Here is a 17,185-nt window from a genome sequence, read left to right as displayed (position 1 = left end):
ATGTTAGTGGTGTAGAAACGAAATATGCAACTAACCATTTAGGAGGATGAATATGGAAAATGCAATTGAAGTAAAAGGTTTAGCAAAATATTTTGCTAATTTTAAAGCGATTGAAGGCGTCGATTTTCATGTGAAGAAGGGTGAAATTTTTGGGTTTCTTGGTCCAAGTGGATCGGGAAAAACAACGACGATAAAAATATTAACAGGGCAACTAGATCCAACAGAAGGAGAAGCGTTTGTTTTTGGAGAGAATGTTTCCCATTTAAAAAATCCAAAAGCACGCAAACGTTTTGGGGTATTAACGGATAATAGTGGGTTATATGGAAGATTGACAATTTATGAGAATTTAAAATTATATTGTGAACTATATGACCTTCCGCTACATAAAATTGACGAAGCACTTGGGTTCGTTAATTTAAAAGAAGAGAGCAAGAAAAAAGTCTCTACATTATCAAAAGGGATGACCCAGCGTGTTATTTTGGCAAGGGCTATTCTGCATGAACCAGAGTTATTATTTTTAGATGAACCGACCTCTGCACTAGATCCTGTGAATACACTTCATATATATGAGGGATTACGTGCGCTAAATAAAAAAGGAACGACCATTTTTTTAACGACACATGATATGCAGGAAGCAGACACATTATGTAATAGGGTTGCCTTTTTAAACAAAGGAAAGATCCGCTTGCTCGATAAACCAAGCGAGTTAAAAAAGCGATATGCGGACTCCACATTAACAATAGAACTAACGAATGATGAAAAAATACAACTACGTAAAGATGCAGCAGGAGCGGAAGAAATGTACCAATTAATGAAAGAAAATCGTGTAGTAACGGTACATTCTAATGAACCAACCTTAGGAGATATTTTTGTGAAGGTAACGGGAGGAGAATTAATATGACATTTTCATGGAAGCGTGTGAACGCAATACTACAGAAAGATTTTAAAGATTTTTCAAGAAATACAGCTGTATCGATCGTCATTTTTTTACCGATTATTTTAGCAGCAGTATATGGTCGGATGGGACTCGACTCAATTCAAGCACATTATATGAATATTAATATGACGTTTGCAATGGTTGGTACATATGTGCAGTGCTGTTTAATAGCAGAGGAAAAAGAGAAAAATACATTAAGAGGGCTAATGCTGTCTCCTGCTAGTACACTCGAAATTCTTGGTGGAAAAAGTTTACTAACATTTTTATTAACGATCATTATTGTATTTTTTAGTGCATTTCTATCTGAATATAAACCTGCAAATATTACGATTGTAGCATTCGCTATTGTTTTATCGACGTTATTTTATATTGGTATTGGTACGTTATTAGGGCTTGTTGCAAAGTCTGTAATGGAATCATCTGTTATTGTACTTCCGGTTATTGGTATATTTACTGTTGGTTCATTTGTAACTGCGTGGACAGAAAAATATCCAATATTAAAAGTGGCAGAGTTTTTACCAAACGTACAATTAATCGAACTGGCAGAAAAAGTAGAACAAGGAGCAGGTTTCGTCCAAGTGTTTTCTAATTTGGGTATCATCGGTATATGGGTTGTCGTAGTGTTTGCGTTGACGGTAGTTGTGTATAGAAAACGTATGATTGATTAAGTACTGTTTAGGAATAATGCGTAACAAAGGCCGCCTAACTCGTAACATAACTCTGCTAGATTGGTTTGTCCTGTTCAGCGGTCGCTTTGTCGCGCGTTCGTGATGTGGTTTGTCGTGTTCGGAGGGGAGTTTGTCGCGTTCACAGTATGTTATGTCTCGTTCAACCATTTATTGGAATTTACTTTCGGGAATCCAAGCGGCAAATTAATTAGAATTAGCTTATTCGGTTTTGTTACTATCGGTCGTCAGATTATTTATGTAGTTTCGCATTTAATTGAAAAAGCTCAATTCTACATTAAAGGTTTAGATGAATAAATAGGTAATAATAGGAAATAAGTGTCTTCGTCTACAGACTTTGTAGAAAGAAGACATTTTTTGATTTTGTCTCAACTAATCTGCTCCAATATTACTCTATATTTTTTATAGTTTCAAAAAATTGTATTTAATAATTTAGAATACTACAATAAATAAGAGAGACAATATATTTCCAACAAAAAGGGAGGAATTGAGATGGCATTTTTTGAAACGAGTGACGGAGTGAAATTGTATTATCAGCAAAAAGGAGAAGGCAATACAATCGTGTTAATCCATGGCTGGTCCGCGGATCATACGTCTTTTGATCAGTCTTTTGATGAGTTGAGTAGAAACTATCAGGTTGTTTCCTTTGATCTAAGAGGACATGGTAGTTCTGATCGGCCAGAAAAAGGTTTATCATTAAAAAGATTTGCGACAGACCTTGAGGAATTGATGGAATATTTAAATCTTCAAGATGTCACATTAGTTGGACATTCGATGGGAGCATCCGTCTCATTCGAATATGTAAAAATTTATGGTGTTCAAAGATTGAAATCTGTTTCCATTTTTGATATGACTCCAAAATTGGTCAATGATGGCGATTGGAAACTTGGACTCTATCACGGAAAATATACAAGAGAAGATTCTCTAAAAGACTTGACTGTCATCAATGAGGATTTCAGTGAATTTGCAAAACCATTCTTCAAAATCACTGTGCCTTATTTAACAGAGGATCTTTTAAACGAGCAGCTCGATCAAGTAATCAATAACAATACTCCACATGTTCTATCTGCGATGTGGCATGCGATGGCGGTTTCTGATTTTAGAGATGTGCTGCCAAACATCACAGTTCCTACGCAAATAGTGTACGGTGAGAAGAGCACGCTATATTCGAAAGAGACTGCTGCCTATTTAGCATCGCAAATTCCTGATGCCAAAGTGGTACCTTTTGAAAGCTGCACTCATCTTTTAATAGTAGAAAACCCTGGAAAAACAACACAGGTAATTGAAGAAATCGCTCAATTATCATACAACCTTTAATAAGAGAGGTTGTTTCTCAAAGGAAATCATTTGAATTCTGGCCCAAACTAAAATACATAACGCATTTGCAAATGTAAATGAAAGAGCTTAGTTCACCTGAGCTTTTTCATTAATTTATTCGCTTATTATCTTTACCTCTAATAATAACTTCATATGGCAATTCTTCGACTGATAACTCTTTACTTTTTAGTTCAATTATTTCATGTACATATTTTTCAATTTGCTCGGCTTTTTTATTCGAATTCCAAGCCCACTTAGATTCGCGTAAGTCTGTTTTTATAACAATTTGCAAAGGTTCGGGATGGAATGAGTATGCAAATCCTCTATATTCGTCAAACTTTTTATCCGTTTCTTCTCTTATTGCACTAAAAATCGGTTGCCATTTTTCTTCTCTTATATCATTCTCAGTTCTTCTTGTTATTTTAACTTCAAAGTTTATTTTTGTATTTGAAGAAACAGCATTGGATACAAGTTGTTGGATATCATCTTTTACTTTGTCATAATACTCTTTTGTTCCGTCTATTCTTATGTCAATAGATGGATTCGAGGTTTTTGGCTCTATCATCATTGCATTTATGGAATATCCGTTTTCGTTCATTGATTCAGATGTTATTTTGGAAACTTCGTGTATTAATTCGTTTAATTTTTTGTCTTCCTCGCTCATAGCACTGTCCGTATTAAAAGCTTCAAATTGAATGTTAATAGCATCCATCTTTTTTTCTTTCACGATATCATTAATAAGCGATTTTAATTTTTTTTCGTTTTGATCTAAAAAAGCTTGATTTTTAACCTGTACGGTAAGTAAACGTCCTTCAAAAGAAAAGGTCAATCCTATTTCACCATAATCTTTTTGGTCTAACGTTTGCTGTATTTTTGTTAAGAGCGCTTCAATTTTCTGCTGTTCCTTTTTAGTTTCTGCTATACTTTCAGCTAATGTCATTTCAGTGTTTTGAGATTGAACAAACAAAAAGGAAAGGATAATAATCCAAGCCAGTACTACTCCTAACAATGTAAGAGATTTTTTCTGCATTTCTTCCACCTCCATTAATCGCGATGTTAATACATTACTATGTTTTGAAAAAATGAAAAGAACAAAACGCTTCTTCCAGCCCATTATACATTGGAATTAGTTTAAGAGCACTAATTTTGGGTATTATGAATGTAGTATGCAAAAATAAGACAGTAGAGTCGTTCAAAATTTCCTATTTGAACGACTCTTTTGCGATTAAATGGGTCAAATGAAGAAAGGAGGAATAACCTTTGACATGGGACATTCTTAACATTATTGGTACCGTTGCTTTTGCGATAAGTGGTGTGCTTATCGCTATAGAAGAGGATTATGATCTATTCGGTATGTATGTATTAGGGTTTACGACAGCATTCGGAGGCGGTCTCATACGTAATATATTAATTGGGATACCAATTGAAGACTTTTGGTTACAAGGTTATTTATTTGAAATTGCATTTTTGGCTATTACTTTAGTCTATATATTGCCGAATAAATGGATTCGTAATTGGAAAAATTCTGTGGTGTTTTTTGATGCAATTGGTTTAGCAGCATTCGCTATTCAAGGTGCAAATTATGCTATTTCAATTGATGCCCCATTAATTGTCGTAGTTATTGCAGCTTGCATGACAGGTACAGGTGGTGGAATGTTAAGAGATGTATTCGCAGGTCGAAAACCGATGATTTTTAGTTCTGGAATTTATGCCTTTTGGGCAGTATTAGCTGGTCTTGTCATTGGTTTAGATTTTGTCCGTGGCCCTTATGCTACATTTGTCCTCTTACTCATAATCGTTATATTAAGGATTTTGTCCGTCTATTTTAATTGGAATCTGCCTCATAAAGGTTATAACAAAAGAAGTCTGGACAACAAAAACTAATGCGTTAGTTGAAGTACATGGGTTGCTTAGGCAACTCTTTATCTTTTTATTAATTGTGTAATTAGAAATTTCCGAAACTTTATCAATGACTATCCGTAGATAATATAAAGGGAAAAAACGTGGTTCTTCATCACTTAGAACCATCTTTTACTAATCACAATTTATTATGAAGGAGTTGATTTGCTTGTTACTCTTCGCAGAAATTTTACGTGCTTTTTCTATAGGTGTGCTAGTTATTACTTCCTCTTTTTATCTTCGCTATTTAGTAAAAACTAAGAAACAAAGAAAACTATCAACTTTTGAAAATATCACGTACATAACAATTGAGGTAGCTTATCTATTATTTGCAATAAGTTTACTAATTTCTATATTTGTTGATTAATTGCTGAAAGCGATTCAACTAAAAAAAGAAATAGTCATCGTTAGGTGGGAAAGAACCATTTATCTCGAATTAATATTAAGTTTCCTCTACAGCATTCTATTCTAGCTAATAATGCTGTTGTAACTGCAAGAGTATGTACGAAGTCGAGCTCTCTCTGTATTGGACAAACATCCATAATGACAAGGGGATTGGTTAAAGATTAAGGCGAGGTGGTTAATTGAGATTATTCAGCTTGATGCAATTATTAACTGCTATGGTTGTGTTCGGTATTTATTTTTACTTTATTGAACTTGTAATTATAGAGAATATATGGTTTAAACTTTTAATATTTGTACTACTTTTCTTAGCTCTGGGTTATTTTTTCAAATTGTTTGAAGGACATTTTAAAATTTTTAATAAACGTATTGATAATCAAACAAGTGTATGGATTGTAGTTGCTTTAATATTCATTCCATTATTCTTTGTTTTTTGAACTCACATTTATTAAACTAAAGTGCAGGAATTTTATTGTCATATTTAGGGAAATATCCAAATAGTCGAGGTGAAACTAATGAAGAAGTTTTTATCGAATAATATACATTGGCTATTATTTATCGTTGTAGGGATAAATTTGATTGTTGGTTTTATTAACTTTACATATTCAAAACAAGATTTTATAGCAATATTTTTTGGAATAGTTGGAGTACTAGGAATTACTTATCTTGTTATCCATATAGAAATCCGGAAAAGAAGGCGACCAAAGGAAGAAGAATGAAACAGGCTAAAATTCAATGATAAAAATATTTAATTTAAAATATTCAGAAATAATGTATAATAATAGTTGAGTGAACGCTCAATCACACTATTTAGTCATTGAATTTTAGGAGGGATAGATTCTGAACAAATCCAATATTATTTTCTTTGAAAGGAAATTTCCAAGCGCAAACATGGTTCTTATTAAGGATGAGCTCCCAATTCTTATCGATACTGGTTTTGGTAGTGATGTGAAAGAGACGGAACAGTTAATAAAAGAAGTAGGTGTTTCACCAGAAGAATTACACCTTGTTGTGAACACTCATTATCATAGTGACCATGTGGGCGGCAATTTTTATCTACAAAAAAATTATGGCGTTACGATTGCTGCTCATAAATGGGAAGCTGATTTAATTAATGCTTGTGACCCTGAAGCCTGTAGTGCAGAATGGCTAGATCAACCAGTTGAACCATATAGAGTCGACAGAAAACTCTCAAATAATGATGAGATTCATACAGGAAGCAGAACCTTACAAGTGTTGCACACACCAGGACATACGTTAGGGCATATTTCATTGTATGAACCGGAAGAAGAGACTTTAATTACCGGGGATCTCTTCCATAGTAATGATATTGGATGGTTAAATATCTTTCGCGAGGGCGTTTCATCTATTCAACGATCTTTAGAAAGTTTGGAGCGGCTGTCTATGCTTAAGATCAAAAGGGCTTATTCAGGACATGGACCAGAAATAGAGAATCCTCAAGCTGCCATGGATTCGGCAAGGAGAAGGTTTGAAAAGTGGATTAAAATGCCAGAGAAAATTTCATGGCATGCTTGCAAGAGAATTTTTTCATTCACATTAATAATGAAAAACGGATTGGCAAAAGAAGAAATCGATAACTACCTGTTACAGTGCGGTTGGTTCCAGGATTTTGCGCGCTATTCTTTCCAGGTTCAACCGGAAGAATTTATTCAAATCCTGCTCGATGAAATGATTCGCTCCGGAGCAGCAATCTGGCATGATAATTATTTAATCGCTACCGCTCCATACCAGGTACCAGAAAAGGAATGGATAGAAAAGAATATAAAACCCAGAGAATGGAAGGTTTAGTTAAAGACATTTTAAAGGGGAAATGTATATGTCATTAAAAGTGGGAGATCTAATTACGTTTGAGCGTGATTTTACAGTAAGGGATGTTGAGTTATTTACGGAAATATCGGGAGATGAAGGGATTCATCATTTAACCCCAGATGAACAGGGAAGACTGGTAGTTCAAGGGTTACTGACGGCAACTCTGCCAACAAAAGTGGGTGGAGATAATAATGTACTGGCCCGTAAAATGAATTTTGAGTTTTTAAGACCTGTGTTTACGGGAGATACGATAATCTGTGAAGTTAAAATTGAAAAATTCGAGAGACAGGAGAACAAAAATAATAGAATAGCTATAACTGCTTCTTTTATATGTAAAAATCAGAATGAAAAAGAAGTATTGAAAGGCGATTTTTCAGGCGTAATACTTTAAATTCTTATTATACTTTAAGGTTAATAAATACTTTTAGTTAGCTAATTGTTACGTCATAACCTATAACGACTTATCGTTTTTTGAAAATAAATCAAAACGCTCACCCCGCAAAACGCGTCCGCCTGTAACGGAAATCAGTAGTATTATAGGACAGATCCTATTCATCAAAATACTTGGAACACTGAAAATATGAAACAAAAAATATTAAACTTATTTTATAAAAAAGCATTGCTGTCTCTTAGCATTGCTTTTTTTGATGTTATGAAGAAGTTCAGAAAATCATTTATTCTTAGTTCGTTCTTGAGCTTTCCTAACCGTTTGGATCTTCATTTATACTTTCTCATTATTCATTGAATAAATTTTATTTCATGTATAGTCAACCTTACATAATGTATAGCATACAATACAATATGTAAAACAGCACTTACTTAATTTTAAAGGGGGTATGTAAGCATGACTTATCAAGAAAAGAAAAGCATTGTCTCGTTAATCAGCGCTATTTTCATTTTTATATCCTTTTGTTTGTATATGTATCCACAGTATCCAGAAGGGGGACTAGACTCGTCCGAAACTTTTCGCTATTGGGGTTTCTTCGTTCTCACTTTAACTGTGGTCTCTATAGTAGCACACATCGTAATTAGTATTATTTTTAACATTTTGTTTAGAATTACAACAAGAGAAAAAGAACCATCATTCGCAGACGAATTGGATAAATTAATTGACTTAAAAGCAAAGCGAAACTCTTTATTTGTGTTTATCATCGGTTTTGTTACTGCAATGGGGTCGTTAATTTTTAATCCATGGTCACAGATTATGTTTATTATTTTAATTGCTTCAGGATTCATCTCAGATGTGGTTGGCTCTTTATCTAAGCTATATTACTATCGGAAAGGTGTCTAATATGAGCAAAAATCTTGTCGGTAATCACATCCGAAAATTACGGTTTAACCATGATGAAATGACCCAGCAGCAATTAGCTGACAAGGCAGGTGTTACAAGACAAACTATCGTGGCTCTCGAAAAAGGAAACTACTCGCCATCACTAGAACTGGCCTTTCGCATTTCCTTAGCCTTTAACTTACCATTAGAAGAAGTTTTCTTTTACGGGGACACCACATACTTGAAAAAACAATAACGTTTTTGAATTTTAAAAAAGGGGATAAAAAATGAATTCAAATCAGAAAGCAGCAAAAATTGCGGGAGTACTGTTTTTACTTGCAGCATCTTCGGCAGTAATTGGCCTTTTATTGTACGATCCGATCCTAAATGGTTCCGATTACTTAATTAAAGGTTCTGCTCATGCAAATCAGGTGACACTAGGAGCACTTTTAGAGTTAATTCTGGTCGTATCAGTGGTGGGAACGGCAACGACAATGTATCCAATTTTAAGAAAGTATAATGAAACTATAGCTCTTTGGCATGTTTACTTCAGGTTTCTTGAAGCCGTTATAATTACTGTTGGTATAATTAGCGTACTGTCTCTATTGACGTTAAGCCAGAACTTTGTAGCAGCTGGAGTTGCGAATCCTGCCTCTTATCAAGCTTCAGGAATTTTATTAAAAGCTATACATGACTGGACGTTTATGCTTGGACCTCTTTTCATGTTAGGTATCAACACAATTATGTATAGTTATATATTTTATAAATCCAAGCTTGTACCCAGATTTTTATCTATCTTGGGTATGTCAGGAGCAGTGATGGTATTTATTAATGCCTTGTTAGTACTGTTTGGAATAGTTGAACAACTTTCTGCTTGGGGTATTTTGGCGCTTCCAATAGCAGCATTTGAAATGATATTAGCTGTATGGCTCCTTGTTAAGGGGTTCAATGAATCTGCACTTTCTGCCTTTTCAAAAATAGCAAACGACAAGAGATTAGCTCAGGCAGATTGACTGCATTAATACAATAAAAGAGTACAGGATTATGACATTGTCACAATGCAGTACTCATTGATAGGCAGTCAAAAAGTGAATGTTGATTGCCTCTAAAATACTTTGCGTTATCAGCGGGAAATGGACACATGTTGTAGTGATTCGCCAACATATTGATCCTTCATTTGGTTCTTCTTCCTCACCTAGGATACGTAACATGCTGAATTCGCTAACTCATCACCTAGAAGAATTATTTTGTCTTCTTTATTCATCAATACGTGAAGACATTTTATTTAACTTAAACTAACGCAGCAGTTTAGTTGAAGAAGTAAATGATAAAATAAGGTGTAATATGTATTTAATTTAAGGAGAAGTTAGATGAAAATTACAAAGATATGAGACCAAAATGTCCTAAGTGTGATTATGAAAAATGTACAACAAAGGTTGTAGTTGATAATCCAAAGTATCCCTCAGGTGTTATTTTAAGATGTAAGAATGCAAATCTATATTTTCAAGGGAGAATGAAGAGTGGGTATTCTTCAAAGGGTGGTATTAGAGTTTTTAATGATTTTTCACTAACGGTTGCTTTCTCTCTCTTTAAATGTTCGTGTTATACCCCAAAATAAGAAACGATATAAAATTGCAAAACTAGCAAATAAAAAAACGAATTCAAAAAGAGTGAAAGGCTCATAATCAATTAAATAAGAATTAATATAAACTAATACTAAAGATATTAATTCTATTAAAGAATCTTTAAATCCATTTTTTTTATACAATTTTTTAGAACTTTCTAGATTTAAAAAATTACTTTGAGTGTTACTAAAAAAACCTTTAAGAAAGCCAAATGTCACTAAAAAAATTCCTAAAGCAGGTCCATATGAAATATTTATAAGTTGTGTTATAAAACAATAAACTATTGTGAATAAAATTAAGTACATTTTAAATAAAACACCTCTTTTTTATTTACTAACTATAAAATCAACAGTGAGAGAAAGTGAATATTGTAACATTCACTTTCTCTGTTTTTAAAAAATTATGGAATATCCACGTTGTAAGCCAAACTTAAACCTGGAATATTTGAACCAATAGAAACCCGTTTAAGATTTTTTTCAACTGCATCTTTTACAACAAGAACTGTGCTAGCAGTAATAAGAGCGGCTACACCGGCAGTAACCGGATTAACAGCAAATGTTTTGGCATACCATCCTACATAACCACCTGCAAATGCACCTGCTGCCCATCCACTCATTCCTCGAACTTTAGGACCTAAATTAAGGTGCACTCCAACAAATCCATATGCTTGCATTTGTGGTTCTTCAGAAGGCACTAATTCAGTAGCTGCTTGAATCATCAAATCAGCATCTTCCTCTGATACTCCTAACTCATTAACTAAGGTATCACGATCAGCATTAAAGATAATATTCTCATTTTCATCTACAGAAAAATAACTAGAGATTTTTTCTGCTGCTTTAATCATTTTTTTCTGAGCTCTTAAATCTTCAAACTCAGTAGTACTAGCATAGCTCGTACTACTAAAAGAGAAAAGACCACCAGACAATACAAGTAAGGCACTAAATACAACAAAGATTCTTTTTAACATCTTATTTCCTCCTAATCTATTATTTTTTCAGAGCACTCTAGCGCCATTATTCCATTTATTCTGAAAATAGTATACCGTAATTTACAAAACAGTTAAAAAGAAAGGGTGCTATGGGAAATTTTTCCCTGGTGGGGTATCATTTCAATTTCTGTAGTAGTTTCTTAAGGTACTTTAGTAATATAGCCCCTTTTTCTTTTCAACTAAAGCGGTATTTAAGAAGGGAAATTAAATGTGATGGAGAAATAAATAAGATAGAGGGAATTTCACTTATATTTAAGTATATTCTACTATTGGTGCCTATTTTTCTAATAGTTATTCAAATCTGGGTGTATAACGGTATGAAATACGTTATAACAAGAAAGAGGTGTGCGCTATGTCGGATAAAACCCAACAAATACAAGCGGTTTATAGTTCCAGTGATGTAGCTGGAACTTTAAAGATACAGGAAAGTACCTTAAGAAAATATTGTTTAATCTTAGAAAAAAACGGCTACAAGTTTCTTAAAAATGAACAAGGACATCGTGCATTTTTCGATGCGGATAGTATTGTTTTAAAGAAATTTATAGAACTTAAAAATGGTAGTGATATGACGCTAGAACAAGCAGCGAAGTCAGTCGTAGCATGGAAAAACGGAACCGATATAACGGAGGGTGACACAGAGGATTCTCGATATGGCGCACGTTATAGCGATTTATTAGAGGAATTTGCATCTTTTAAAGAAAACCAAGAAAATTTTAATAAGGAGCTTTTAAAACAATTACAGCAGCAACAGGAATACATAAGTAATAGGTTAGAAGAACGTGATCAGAAGTTGATGCTGGCATTAAAGGAAACGATGGAAACCCAAAAACAACTTGCAATCGCTTCTGCAGAAGAACCAAAAAAGAAATGGTGGGAGTTTTGGAAGTAATGTTATATAGACCTTAACTTTTCACTAACGAAGCAGGTTAGCACAAAAAAATGAATATAGGTATTTATAATAAATTTCATTAATGGGGTGTAAAAATGAATGATAATAAAGATAAATCTAATGTTGGATATACGATTTTTAAACCAACCTGAGTACGTCATGAATATCCTCATGTTGATTTAGTAAAACAACAAGTAACCTGTATTGTTTTATACAAAGTAGAAACATATATGACTGTTATTGTTGATTTAAAAGATGATAATGTACAAGTTCAAGGAGACGTTGATGAATTAGGAGATTTAACCACTAGTGGGGATTCTTACATTGATATGTTTAAAAATCAGGCAAAGTTCTTTATTGATAACAATATTTCTAATCCCAAAAAGCCTTATGATGAATTAATAAATAATCAATCAATCAATCTTCCTAAACAAACGGGTGCTTTACTTCAAGAAGGGGTAAAGCACTTTTTCTTATTGAACAAACGCATCAGTTTAGTTGAAGAAGGATTATCCTCCAGATTATCGAATTGATATATGAGAAGGGGTGTAGAATATGAAATTATTTATACAAAATATGAATGAAGAAATAGCAAAAGATATACTTAGCTGGGAATATGAAAAACCATATGATTTCTACAATAATGTATTAACAGATGAAGAAATTAAGGAAAGACTCGATGGTTCATACTATGCACTTGTTAATGATAAGAAAGAATTATTTGGATTTTTTTGTACTGGAGAGAATGCTCAAGTTCCTGTTGGGAAAAAAAATGGTGTTTATTCAGATAACTCAATTGATATGGGACTAGGTATGAACCCTAAAATTGTAGGTATAGGTTACGGTTTTGAATTTTGTTCTTTTATTCTTCGTTATATTGAAAAAAACTATATAGGTAGTCCAGTTCGATTAACTGTGGCAAAGTTCAATCAAAGAGCTATTCATCTATATGAAAAGCTTGGTTTTGTTAAGAAAGACGAATTTAGCACGGATTTTGAAGAATTCATGACGATGGTTAAAAATACAAATTATAGGTAGTTAAAAAGCAATTCTTATTAAACTAACGGGTGCTTAAGCGGAACAAGAGCTATTAAGGGACAGACTAGAACATTATTCAACTAATGGGCAGTTTAGTTGAATAAGAAGGTTTTTTTGGATAGGTGTTGAATAAGTTAAAGCATGTAAACTTTTGAACAAACACCCGCCTTGGGTGAAAATGAAGTCAGTTGGAGGAGATATTATTAATCATAATGAAGTTGCTGAAATATACGAAGCTTATTTAAGTCCACTAGTATCAGAGTTGTACGTGTTGGAAGGCTATGAAACAAGTCTAATTAATGCTCATGCCGGAGGGCGGAATGTCGTTTATAACTGTGAGAAAGAGGGCGCTAGTGCAAAAATACTCAGAATCGCCTATTTAAATGACAGGAGCCGAGAGGATTTGTTGGGCGAAGTTGAATATATCCAATATTTATTCGAGCATGGCGGTAGTGTCTCGAATGTAATCAGCTCCCGGAAGGGAAATCTACTGGAAGAGATTACTCATAATAATCACACCTTTTTGTCTGCCTGTTCGAAAAGGCTAGGGGAAAAATGCTTGTAGAAAATCATTATCAGTATCGCGAAGGAGTTCCTATTACGGAATACTATTATAACTGCGGTAAAGTTCTCGGGAAGCTGCACCAATTGTCGAAAGGCTATGCTCCTGTTCATCGCCGGTATAGTTTCTTTGATAAATATAATGTCGAGTATATCGATAATCTGATACCGGGTACGTTACCACTGCTTAAGGAGAAGATGGTAGAGCTTCTTAAAACCTTAGAAGGATTGGACAAGAACTCTGAGTCTTTCGGTATGGTACATTTTGATTACAATGATGGTAATTATATGATTGACTTTGATACCGGACAAATCACTGTATTTGATTTCGATAACTCTTGTTTCTGTTGGTATATGTATGACTTGGCGAATGTCTGGATGCTCGGATTAGGCTGGATACAATTCGAACCAGATGCCGGTAAACGAAAAGACTTTATGGATGATTATTTCAAAACAGTACTCGAGGGATACACATCTGAGACCAAAATTGAAGATTCGATGTTGAATAATTTGTCCTTATTTATCCAAATTACCCTCATGGAAAATATTATAGATGCATTCGAGGTCATGCGGAACAACGGTGAAGAGCTGAAGTGCGATGAGGAGTTGTCATATAGCATAAAATGCCTCGAAGAAGATATCCCGTATAAGGGATTTTTCCATGAAGTGTTCTCGTGCGAAGAACCTTTCGAGTGTGAGGAACTAAATATTTAATCCACCAATTTCCGAAGATGACGACTAAATAATCATAGAACAATAGCAAGGTTGTAGTACTGTCCGTTGCATTACTACACCAGTTAACGAGGGTTCTATCTCATTTCATAAATCAATGGGTTTTTCCGTATCCTTAAAAACTGATTATGGTGGTCCGGGACAAGACCGTATTTTATTTTCTATAAATATTGCTACTTAAAATTATTCTTATTCAACTAACGGGTGCTTTAGTCAAAGAGAGCAACGTCCTTTAATACGTTGCTCCTTTTCCATTTAAAAGTACTTCTGATAATACTCCTTTCTTAACCTTCCGCTCAGCTGAGCGTAGATCTTGGTGGTTTCACTCTTCTCATGCCCCATAAGACTTTGTATGACTTCAATAGGAGCTCCATTATTCATTAAATGAGTTGCGTAGCTGTGTCTAAGTTGGTGTGGATGAATTTCTTTATTAATTTCCGCACGATTGGAGATCCGCTTGATGATATATCGCATTTGAGCGACACTCATTTTATGTGGTTGCCTTGTTGTCACAAAGATAGCTGAATTATAATCATTACGGCTTTCCATATAGCGTTTAAGCCATATATCGCAACGTGTATTAAAATAAACTTCCCTTTCCTTATCGCCTTTTCCTCTCACGATCGCGGATTGATTGGACCAATTAATATGGTTCTTTTCTAACGAAACTATTTCTCCAATTCGACAACCGGTAGAAAACATGAATTCGAAAATTGCTTTTTCTATTGGGGAATGACAGGATTCACGAAGGTGTTCAATACCCCGTTCGGTTAAATATTTGGGTATCCGGTTCCCTACTTTGGGTTCTTTAATTTTGGAAGTTGGATTCTTACTCAGGTAGCCTTCTTCATGGGACCAACGAAAAAATGATTTCATAAAGCGGATACGATGTGCAAGACTGGCAGGTTTTAAATGCTTGCCGGATATAGCGAGATATTCCTTCAGTTGATTTGTATCCAGCAATTCCATCTGTACATCTTTAAAGTAACCAATTAGTAGCAAAGACTGTAACTGGTAGGCCTTCAAGGTTTGTGGCGAAAAGCCCTCTATTCGCTTATCAGCTTCAAACGAAGCCCATGCTTTTGACAGTAACAATTCCATTCCCCCTAAAATAGTAATATTAAAAGGATTATTGCCAATTTAATAGAATTATAGACATAGGGTGTATTTTTACTAACGCGGCAGTTTAGTTGAAGAGTGTTGTTTAACTGTTGTTCAGCAATCGGGCCATTTAATTGAATAATGTCTTTCGTAAAAGTACGGAATTTATGTTAAAATTTAGGTTGACTTATAAAGTGATGCACATAAACTAATGACGAAAGTTAGTGGAAGAGGGATTAGAAGTATGAGTGAAATATCTTTTAATGAGTTAGAGAAGAAGGTCAAAAAGATTAAAATTGAAGCTTTTGTCATTCATAAAGGAAATACACGGATCTTTGAATATTTAAAGAATAAAAAAGTCGTAGAAAAGCCGTCAAAGGTTTATTCCATTACAAAGAGTATTATATCTATATTAATTGGAATTATGGTCGATAAAGGGCTAATAAAAAATATTCACGAACCTATTCATCACTACTTTCCAGAAATACTAGAATTTAATGACCCAATGAAGGAGGAAATCACACTATTTCATTTGTTGACTATGACCTCGGGGTTACAAGTAGGAAATTTTCAAGGTTCAAAAAACTGGGTTAAGTTCATATTAGATCAACCAATGATACATAAACCGGGTTCAACCTTTCAATATCATAATGGAAACTCTCATTTATTAAGCGCAATTATCCAAAAAATTTCCGGTACTTCTACCGCATCGTTTGCCGAGAAGTATTTATTCCATCCATTAGGGATCAATAAATACATTTGGGTAAAGGACCCTCAAGGAATTCACGGAGAGGGCTTTAGTATTTCATTAAATGTAGAGGACATGGTGAAGCTTGGATTTTTATTTTTAAACGAAGGGCAATTTAATTCAAAGCAGTTGATTTCATCCGACTTTCTCCAACAAATGATAAGACCGTACAAACAAGTCGATACTACTATTGAAGGAACACGTGGATATGGTTATCAGTTATGGACCTATGAAAGTACTAATAATAACACCCAAATGGAATATTACTATGCTAGTGGGTTATACGGACAATATATATTTATTGTACCGAAGTTAAATATAATGGCTGTAGTAAAAAGCCATCTACAATATGACCAGCAATCTGCGCCGAGACTCTTTTTCGAAGAACTTTTAGGTAGTTGGATGGATGAGTGAGACATTTATACAAATCAAAAGGGGTTTATCTCCTCTTCCGAGATCATAAAAGTATCTTGTAAAAAGGAGAAATCACTATCTTGATATTCAACAATCGGGCGCGATTGTTGAATAAGAGTCCCTTTTCTTATTCTGCACTGACCTAAACAAATGAGACAAATAAAAGCACCTTTCGTTGAAAACGGGTATACAATACCTAAATTCATTGCGGAGGTGTTTTTTTATGGGGACAAGAGTCAGTTATCCAGTAGAAGTGAAAATGAAGGCGATTGAAATGCGATTAGCTAAGGTACCGGTAAAGGAAGTAATGGAAAAATTGAGCATTCGAAACAAAACGCAATTGAAGAGATGGATGCATTGGTATCGAAATGGAGAAATACACCGGCTTAAACAACCAGTTGGTAAACAATATGCCTTCGGCAAAGGACCGGAATATGAAAACGAGACAGCCAGGCTACAGGCAGAGAATCGGGATTTGAAGCAACAGATTGAAGTTTTAAAAAAGTACGCGGAATTGGAAAGGGAGTGGCGCAAAAAGTAGTAATTCAATTAGTCGAAGAATTAAAGGATATTATGCCAATTGGCGAGATTTGTCGTCATCTAGGTGTAGGACGCTCGTCCTACTATGGTTGGAGAAAGAATGCGGATCAATCCACACAAAAGGAGATTCGAGATCAGCAGATTGGCGACTTGTGCAAACAGCATAAATTCCGATATGGTTATCGAAAGATTGCCGCTCTGTACCCAG

23 protein-coding genes are annotated in these 17,185 nt (G+C 34.4%); 19 read left to right on the top strand and 4 right to left on the bottom strand.

From position 1 onward, the window contains the following. Positions 1–52: 52 nt before the first annotated feature. The 3 genes from BMZ04_RS00120 (at position 53) to BMZ04_RS00105 (ending at position 2,940) form a co-directional block, all read left to right on the top strand. Positions 53–901 carry an ABC transporter ATP-binding protein gene (locus tag BMZ04_RS00120; protein WP_093262928.1) on the top strand — a complete coding sequence of 283 codons (849 nt, stop codon included), beginning with the start codon at positions 53–55 and terminating at the stop codon, positions 899–901. After that, positions 898–1,605 (top strand): ABC transporter permease, encoded by a 708-nt coding sequence (locus BMZ04_RS00115; protein ID WP_093262924.1) that lies wholly within the window; start codon positions 898–900, stop codon positions 1,603–1,605. The genes BMZ04_RS00120 and BMZ04_RS00115 overlap by 4 nt, the downstream gene beginning before the upstream one ends. 510 nt (positions 1,606–2,115) lie before the next feature. After that, positions 2,116–2,940: an alpha/beta fold hydrolase gene (locus tag BMZ04_RS00105; RefSeq protein ID WP_093262918.1), complete on the top strand. Its 825-nt coding sequence runs from the start codon at positions 2,116–2,118 to the stop codon at positions 2,938–2,940. A gap of 109 nt (positions 2,941–3,049) precedes the next feature. Here the strand turns inward: BMZ04_RS00105 and BMZ04_RS22645 are convergent, their stop codons facing one another. After that, positions 3,050–3,970 carry a hypothetical protein gene (locus BMZ04_RS22645; protein WP_255367739.1) on the bottom strand — a complete coding sequence of 307 codons (921 nt, stop codon included), beginning with the start codon at positions 3,968–3,970 and terminating at the stop codon, positions 3,050–3,052. 230 nt (positions 3,971–4,200) lie between these two features. Between BMZ04_RS22645 and BMZ04_RS00095 the strand changes: the two genes are divergently transcribed. The 8 genes from BMZ04_RS00095 to BMZ04_RS00055 all read left to right on the top strand — a co-directional run bounded on the left by BMZ04_RS00095 (position 4,201) and on the right by BMZ04_RS00055 (position 9,354). Then, a complete protein-coding gene (locus BMZ04_RS00095) occupies positions 4,201–4,824 on the top strand; it encodes a trimeric intracellular cation channel family protein (RefSeq protein WP_093262915.1) in 624 nt (207 codons plus the stop codon). 184 nt (positions 4,825–5,008) lie between these two features. Next, complete coding sequence (locus BMZ04_RS00090) at positions 5,009–5,206, top strand: hypothetical protein (RefSeq protein WP_093262912.1); 198 nt, start codon at positions 5,009–5,011, stop codon at positions 5,204–5,206. Between the two features lie 550 nt (positions 5,207–5,756). Continuing rightward, positions 5,757–5,960: a hypothetical protein gene (locus BMZ04_RS00080; protein WP_093262906.1), complete on the top strand. Its 204-nt coding sequence runs from the start codon at positions 5,757–5,759 to the stop codon at positions 5,958–5,960. A 172-nt stretch (positions 5,961–6,132) separates the two neighbouring features. Continuing rightward, entirely contained in the window at positions 6,133–7,050 is a 918-nt protein-coding gene (locus BMZ04_RS00075) for an MBL fold metallo-hydrolase (RefSeq protein ID WP_093262902.1), read from the top strand. A gap of 28 nt (positions 7,051–7,078) precedes the next feature. Next, positions 7,079–7,462, top strand: a complete 384-nt coding sequence (locus tag BMZ04_RS00070) for a hotdog domain-containing protein (protein WP_093262898.1) — start codon at positions 7,079–7,081, stop codon at positions 7,460–7,462. 453 nt (positions 7,463–7,915) lie between these two features. After that, positions 7,916–8,362 (top strand): hypothetical protein, encoded by a 447-nt coding sequence (locus BMZ04_RS00065; RefSeq protein WP_093262895.1) that lies wholly within the window; start codon positions 7,916–7,918, stop codon positions 8,360–8,362. A gap of 1 nt (position 8,363) precedes the next feature. Beyond that, the gene (locus BMZ04_RS00060; protein ID WP_093262892.1) at positions 8,364–8,597 is read left to right on the top strand and encodes a helix-turn-helix transcriptional regulator; all 234 of its coding nucleotides are present in this window, start codon (positions 8,364–8,366) and stop codon (positions 8,595–8,597) included. A 31-nt stretch (positions 8,598–8,628) separates the two neighbouring features. Beyond that, positions 8,629–9,354 carry a DUF4386 domain-containing protein gene (locus tag BMZ04_RS00055; protein ID WP_093262888.1) on the top strand — a complete coding sequence of 242 codons (726 nt, stop codon included), beginning with the start codon at positions 8,629–8,631 and terminating at the stop codon, positions 9,352–9,354. A 554-nt stretch (positions 9,355–9,908) separates the two neighbouring features. Here BMZ04_RS00055 and BMZ04_RS00050 read toward each other — a convergent pair. Beyond that, positions 9,909–10,271 (bottom strand): hypothetical protein, encoded by a 363-nt coding sequence (locus BMZ04_RS00050; protein WP_093262885.1) that lies wholly within the window; start codon positions 10,269–10,271, stop codon positions 9,909–9,911. 95 nt (positions 10,272–10,366) lie between these two features. After that, on the bottom strand, positions 10,367–10,933 hold the full coding sequence (locus tag BMZ04_RS00045) for a hypothetical protein (RefSeq protein ID WP_093262881.1): 567 nt from the start codon (positions 10,931–10,933) through the stop codon (positions 10,367–10,369). A 373-nt stretch (positions 10,934–11,306) separates the two neighbouring features. Between BMZ04_RS00045 and BMZ04_RS00040 the strand changes: the two genes are divergently transcribed. The 5 genes from BMZ04_RS00040 to BMZ04_RS22630 all read left to right on the top strand — a co-directional run bounded on the left by BMZ04_RS00040 (position 11,307) and on the right by BMZ04_RS22630 (position 14,156). Beyond that, the gene (locus BMZ04_RS00040; RefSeq protein ID WP_093262878.1) at positions 11,307–11,843 is read left to right on the top strand and encodes a DUF3967 domain-containing protein; all 537 of its coding nucleotides are present in this window, start codon (positions 11,307–11,309) and stop codon (positions 11,841–11,843) included. Between the two features lie 230 nt (positions 11,844–12,073). Beyond that, entirely contained in the window at positions 12,074–12,376 is a 303-nt protein-coding gene (locus tag BMZ04_RS22640) for a hypothetical protein (protein WP_255367738.1), read from the top strand. A gap of 22 nt (positions 12,377–12,398) precedes the next feature. Further along, positions 12,399–12,881, top strand: a complete 483-nt coding sequence (locus BMZ04_RS00030) for a GNAT family N-acetyltransferase (protein ID WP_093262874.1) — start codon at positions 12,399–12,401, stop codon at positions 12,879–12,881. A 178-nt stretch (positions 12,882–13,059) separates the two neighbouring features. Continuing rightward, on the top strand, positions 13,060–13,446 hold the full coding sequence (locus BMZ04_RS22635; protein WP_255367737.1) for an aminoglycoside phosphotransferase/kinase family protein: 387 nt from the start codon (positions 13,060–13,062) through the stop codon (positions 13,444–13,446). Positions 13,447–13,529: 83 nt separating this feature from the next. After that, positions 13,530–14,156 carry a phosphotransferase gene (locus BMZ04_RS22630; RefSeq protein WP_255367736.1) on the top strand — a complete coding sequence of 209 codons (627 nt, stop codon included), beginning with the start codon at positions 13,530–13,532 and terminating at the stop codon, positions 14,154–14,156. 273 nt (positions 14,157–14,429) lie between these two features. On the opposite strand, the gene BMZ04_RS00020 is transcribed toward BMZ04_RS22630, so the two are convergent. Next, complete coding sequence (locus tag BMZ04_RS00020; RefSeq protein WP_093262871.1) at positions 14,430–15,269, bottom strand: tyrosine-type recombinase/integrase; 840 nt, start codon at positions 15,267–15,269, stop codon at positions 14,430–14,432. 250 nt (positions 15,270–15,519) lie between these two features. Between BMZ04_RS00020 and BMZ04_RS00015 the strand changes: the two genes are divergently transcribed. From BMZ04_RS00015 to BMZ04_RS00005, 3 genes are all read left to right on the top strand, one after another. Next, a complete protein-coding gene (locus BMZ04_RS00015; RefSeq protein ID WP_177184263.1) occupies positions 15,520–16,437 on the top strand; it encodes a serine hydrolase domain-containing protein in 918 nt (305 codons plus the stop codon). Between the two features lie 223 nt (positions 16,438–16,660). Then, positions 16,661–16,978 carry a helix-turn-helix domain-containing protein gene (locus BMZ04_RS00010; protein WP_093262864.1) on the top strand — a complete coding sequence of 106 codons (318 nt, stop codon included), beginning with the start codon at positions 16,661–16,663 and terminating at the stop codon, positions 16,976–16,978. Continuing rightward, positions 16,963–17,185 (top strand): helix-turn-helix domain-containing protein (locus BMZ04_RS00005; protein WP_143128249.1); only part of this gene is annotated, 223 nt, incomplete at its 3' end. The genes BMZ04_RS00010 and BMZ04_RS00005, both read left to right, overlap by 16 nt.

Source organism: Psychrobacillus sp. OK032 (genome assembly GCF_900111345.1).
In the GTDB taxonomy this organism is placed as follows: domain Bacteria; phylum Bacillota; class Bacilli; order Bacillales_A; family Planococcaceae; genus Psychrobacillus.
This window is presented reverse-complemented; position numbering and strand designations above follow the sequence as displayed.

What these genes read in the sequence shown, in the direction of transcription:
- BMZ04_RS00120 (WP_093262928.1), top strand. Translation starts at nt 53, where the DNA reads ATGGAAAATGCAATTGAAGTAAAAGGTTTAGCAAAATATTTTGCTAAT.
- BMZ04_RS00115 (WP_093262924.1), top strand. Translation starts at nt 898, where the DNA reads ATGACATTTTCATGGAAGCGTGTGAACGCAATACTACAGAAAGATTTT.
- BMZ04_RS00105 (WP_093262918.1), top strand. Translation starts at nt 2,116, where the DNA reads ATGGCATTTTTTGAAACGAGTGACGGAGTGAAATTGTATTATCAGCAA.
- BMZ04_RS22645 (WP_255367739.1), bottom strand. Translation starts at nt 3,970, where the DNA reads ATGCAGAAAAAATCTCTTACATTGTTAGGAGTAGTACTGGCTTGGATT.
- BMZ04_RS00080 (WP_093262906.1), top strand. Translation starts at nt 5,757, where the DNA reads ATGAAGAAGTTTTTATCGAATAATATACATTGGCTATTATTTATCGTT.
- BMZ04_RS00075 (WP_093262902.1), top strand. Translation starts at nt 6,133, where the DNA reads ATGGTTCTTATTAAGGATGAGCTCCCAATTCTTATCGATACTGGTTTT.
- BMZ04_RS00070 (WP_093262898.1), top strand. Translation starts at nt 7,079, where the DNA reads ATGTCATTAAAAGTGGGAGATCTAATTACGTTTGAGCGTGATTTTACA.
- BMZ04_RS00065 (WP_093262895.1), top strand. Translation starts at nt 7,916, where the DNA reads ATGACTTATCAAGAAAAGAAAAGCATTGTCTCGTTAATCAGCGCTATT.
- BMZ04_RS00060 (WP_093262892.1), top strand. Translation starts at nt 8,364, where the DNA reads ATGAGCAAAAATCTTGTCGGTAATCACATCCGAAAATTACGGTTTAAC.
- BMZ04_RS00055 (WP_093262888.1), top strand. Translation starts at nt 8,629, where the DNA reads ATGAATTCAAATCAGAAAGCAGCAAAAATTGCGGGAGTACTGTTTTTA.
- BMZ04_RS00050 (WP_093262885.1), bottom strand. Translation starts at nt 10,271, where the DNA reads ATGTACTTAATTTTATTCACAATAGTTTATTGTTTTATAACACAACTT.
- BMZ04_RS00045 (WP_093262881.1), bottom strand. Translation starts at nt 10,933, where the DNA reads ATGTTAAAAAGAATCTTTGTTGTATTTAGTGCCTTACTTGTATTGTCT.
- BMZ04_RS00040 (WP_093262878.1), top strand. Translation starts at nt 11,307, where the DNA reads ATGTCGGATAAAACCCAACAAATACAAGCGGTTTATAGTTCCAGTGAT.
- BMZ04_RS22640 (WP_255367738.1), top strand. Translation starts at nt 12,074, where the DNA reads ATGACTGTTATTGTTGATTTAAAAGATGATAATGTACAAGTTCAAGGA.
- BMZ04_RS00030 (WP_093262874.1), top strand. Translation starts at nt 12,399, where the DNA reads ATGAAATTATTTATACAAAATATGAATGAAGAAATAGCAAAAGATATA.
- BMZ04_RS22635 (WP_255367737.1), top strand. Translation starts at nt 13,060, where the DNA reads ATGAAGTCAGTTGGAGGAGATATTATTAATCATAATGAAGTTGCTGAA.
- BMZ04_RS00015 (WP_177184263.1), top strand. Translation starts at nt 15,520, where the DNA reads ATGAGTGAAATATCTTTTAATGAGTTAGAGAAGAAGGTCAAAAAGATT.
- BMZ04_RS00010 (WP_093262864.1), top strand. Translation starts at nt 16,661, where the DNA reads ATGGGGACAAGAGTCAGTTATCCAGTAGAAGTGAAAATGAAGGCGATT.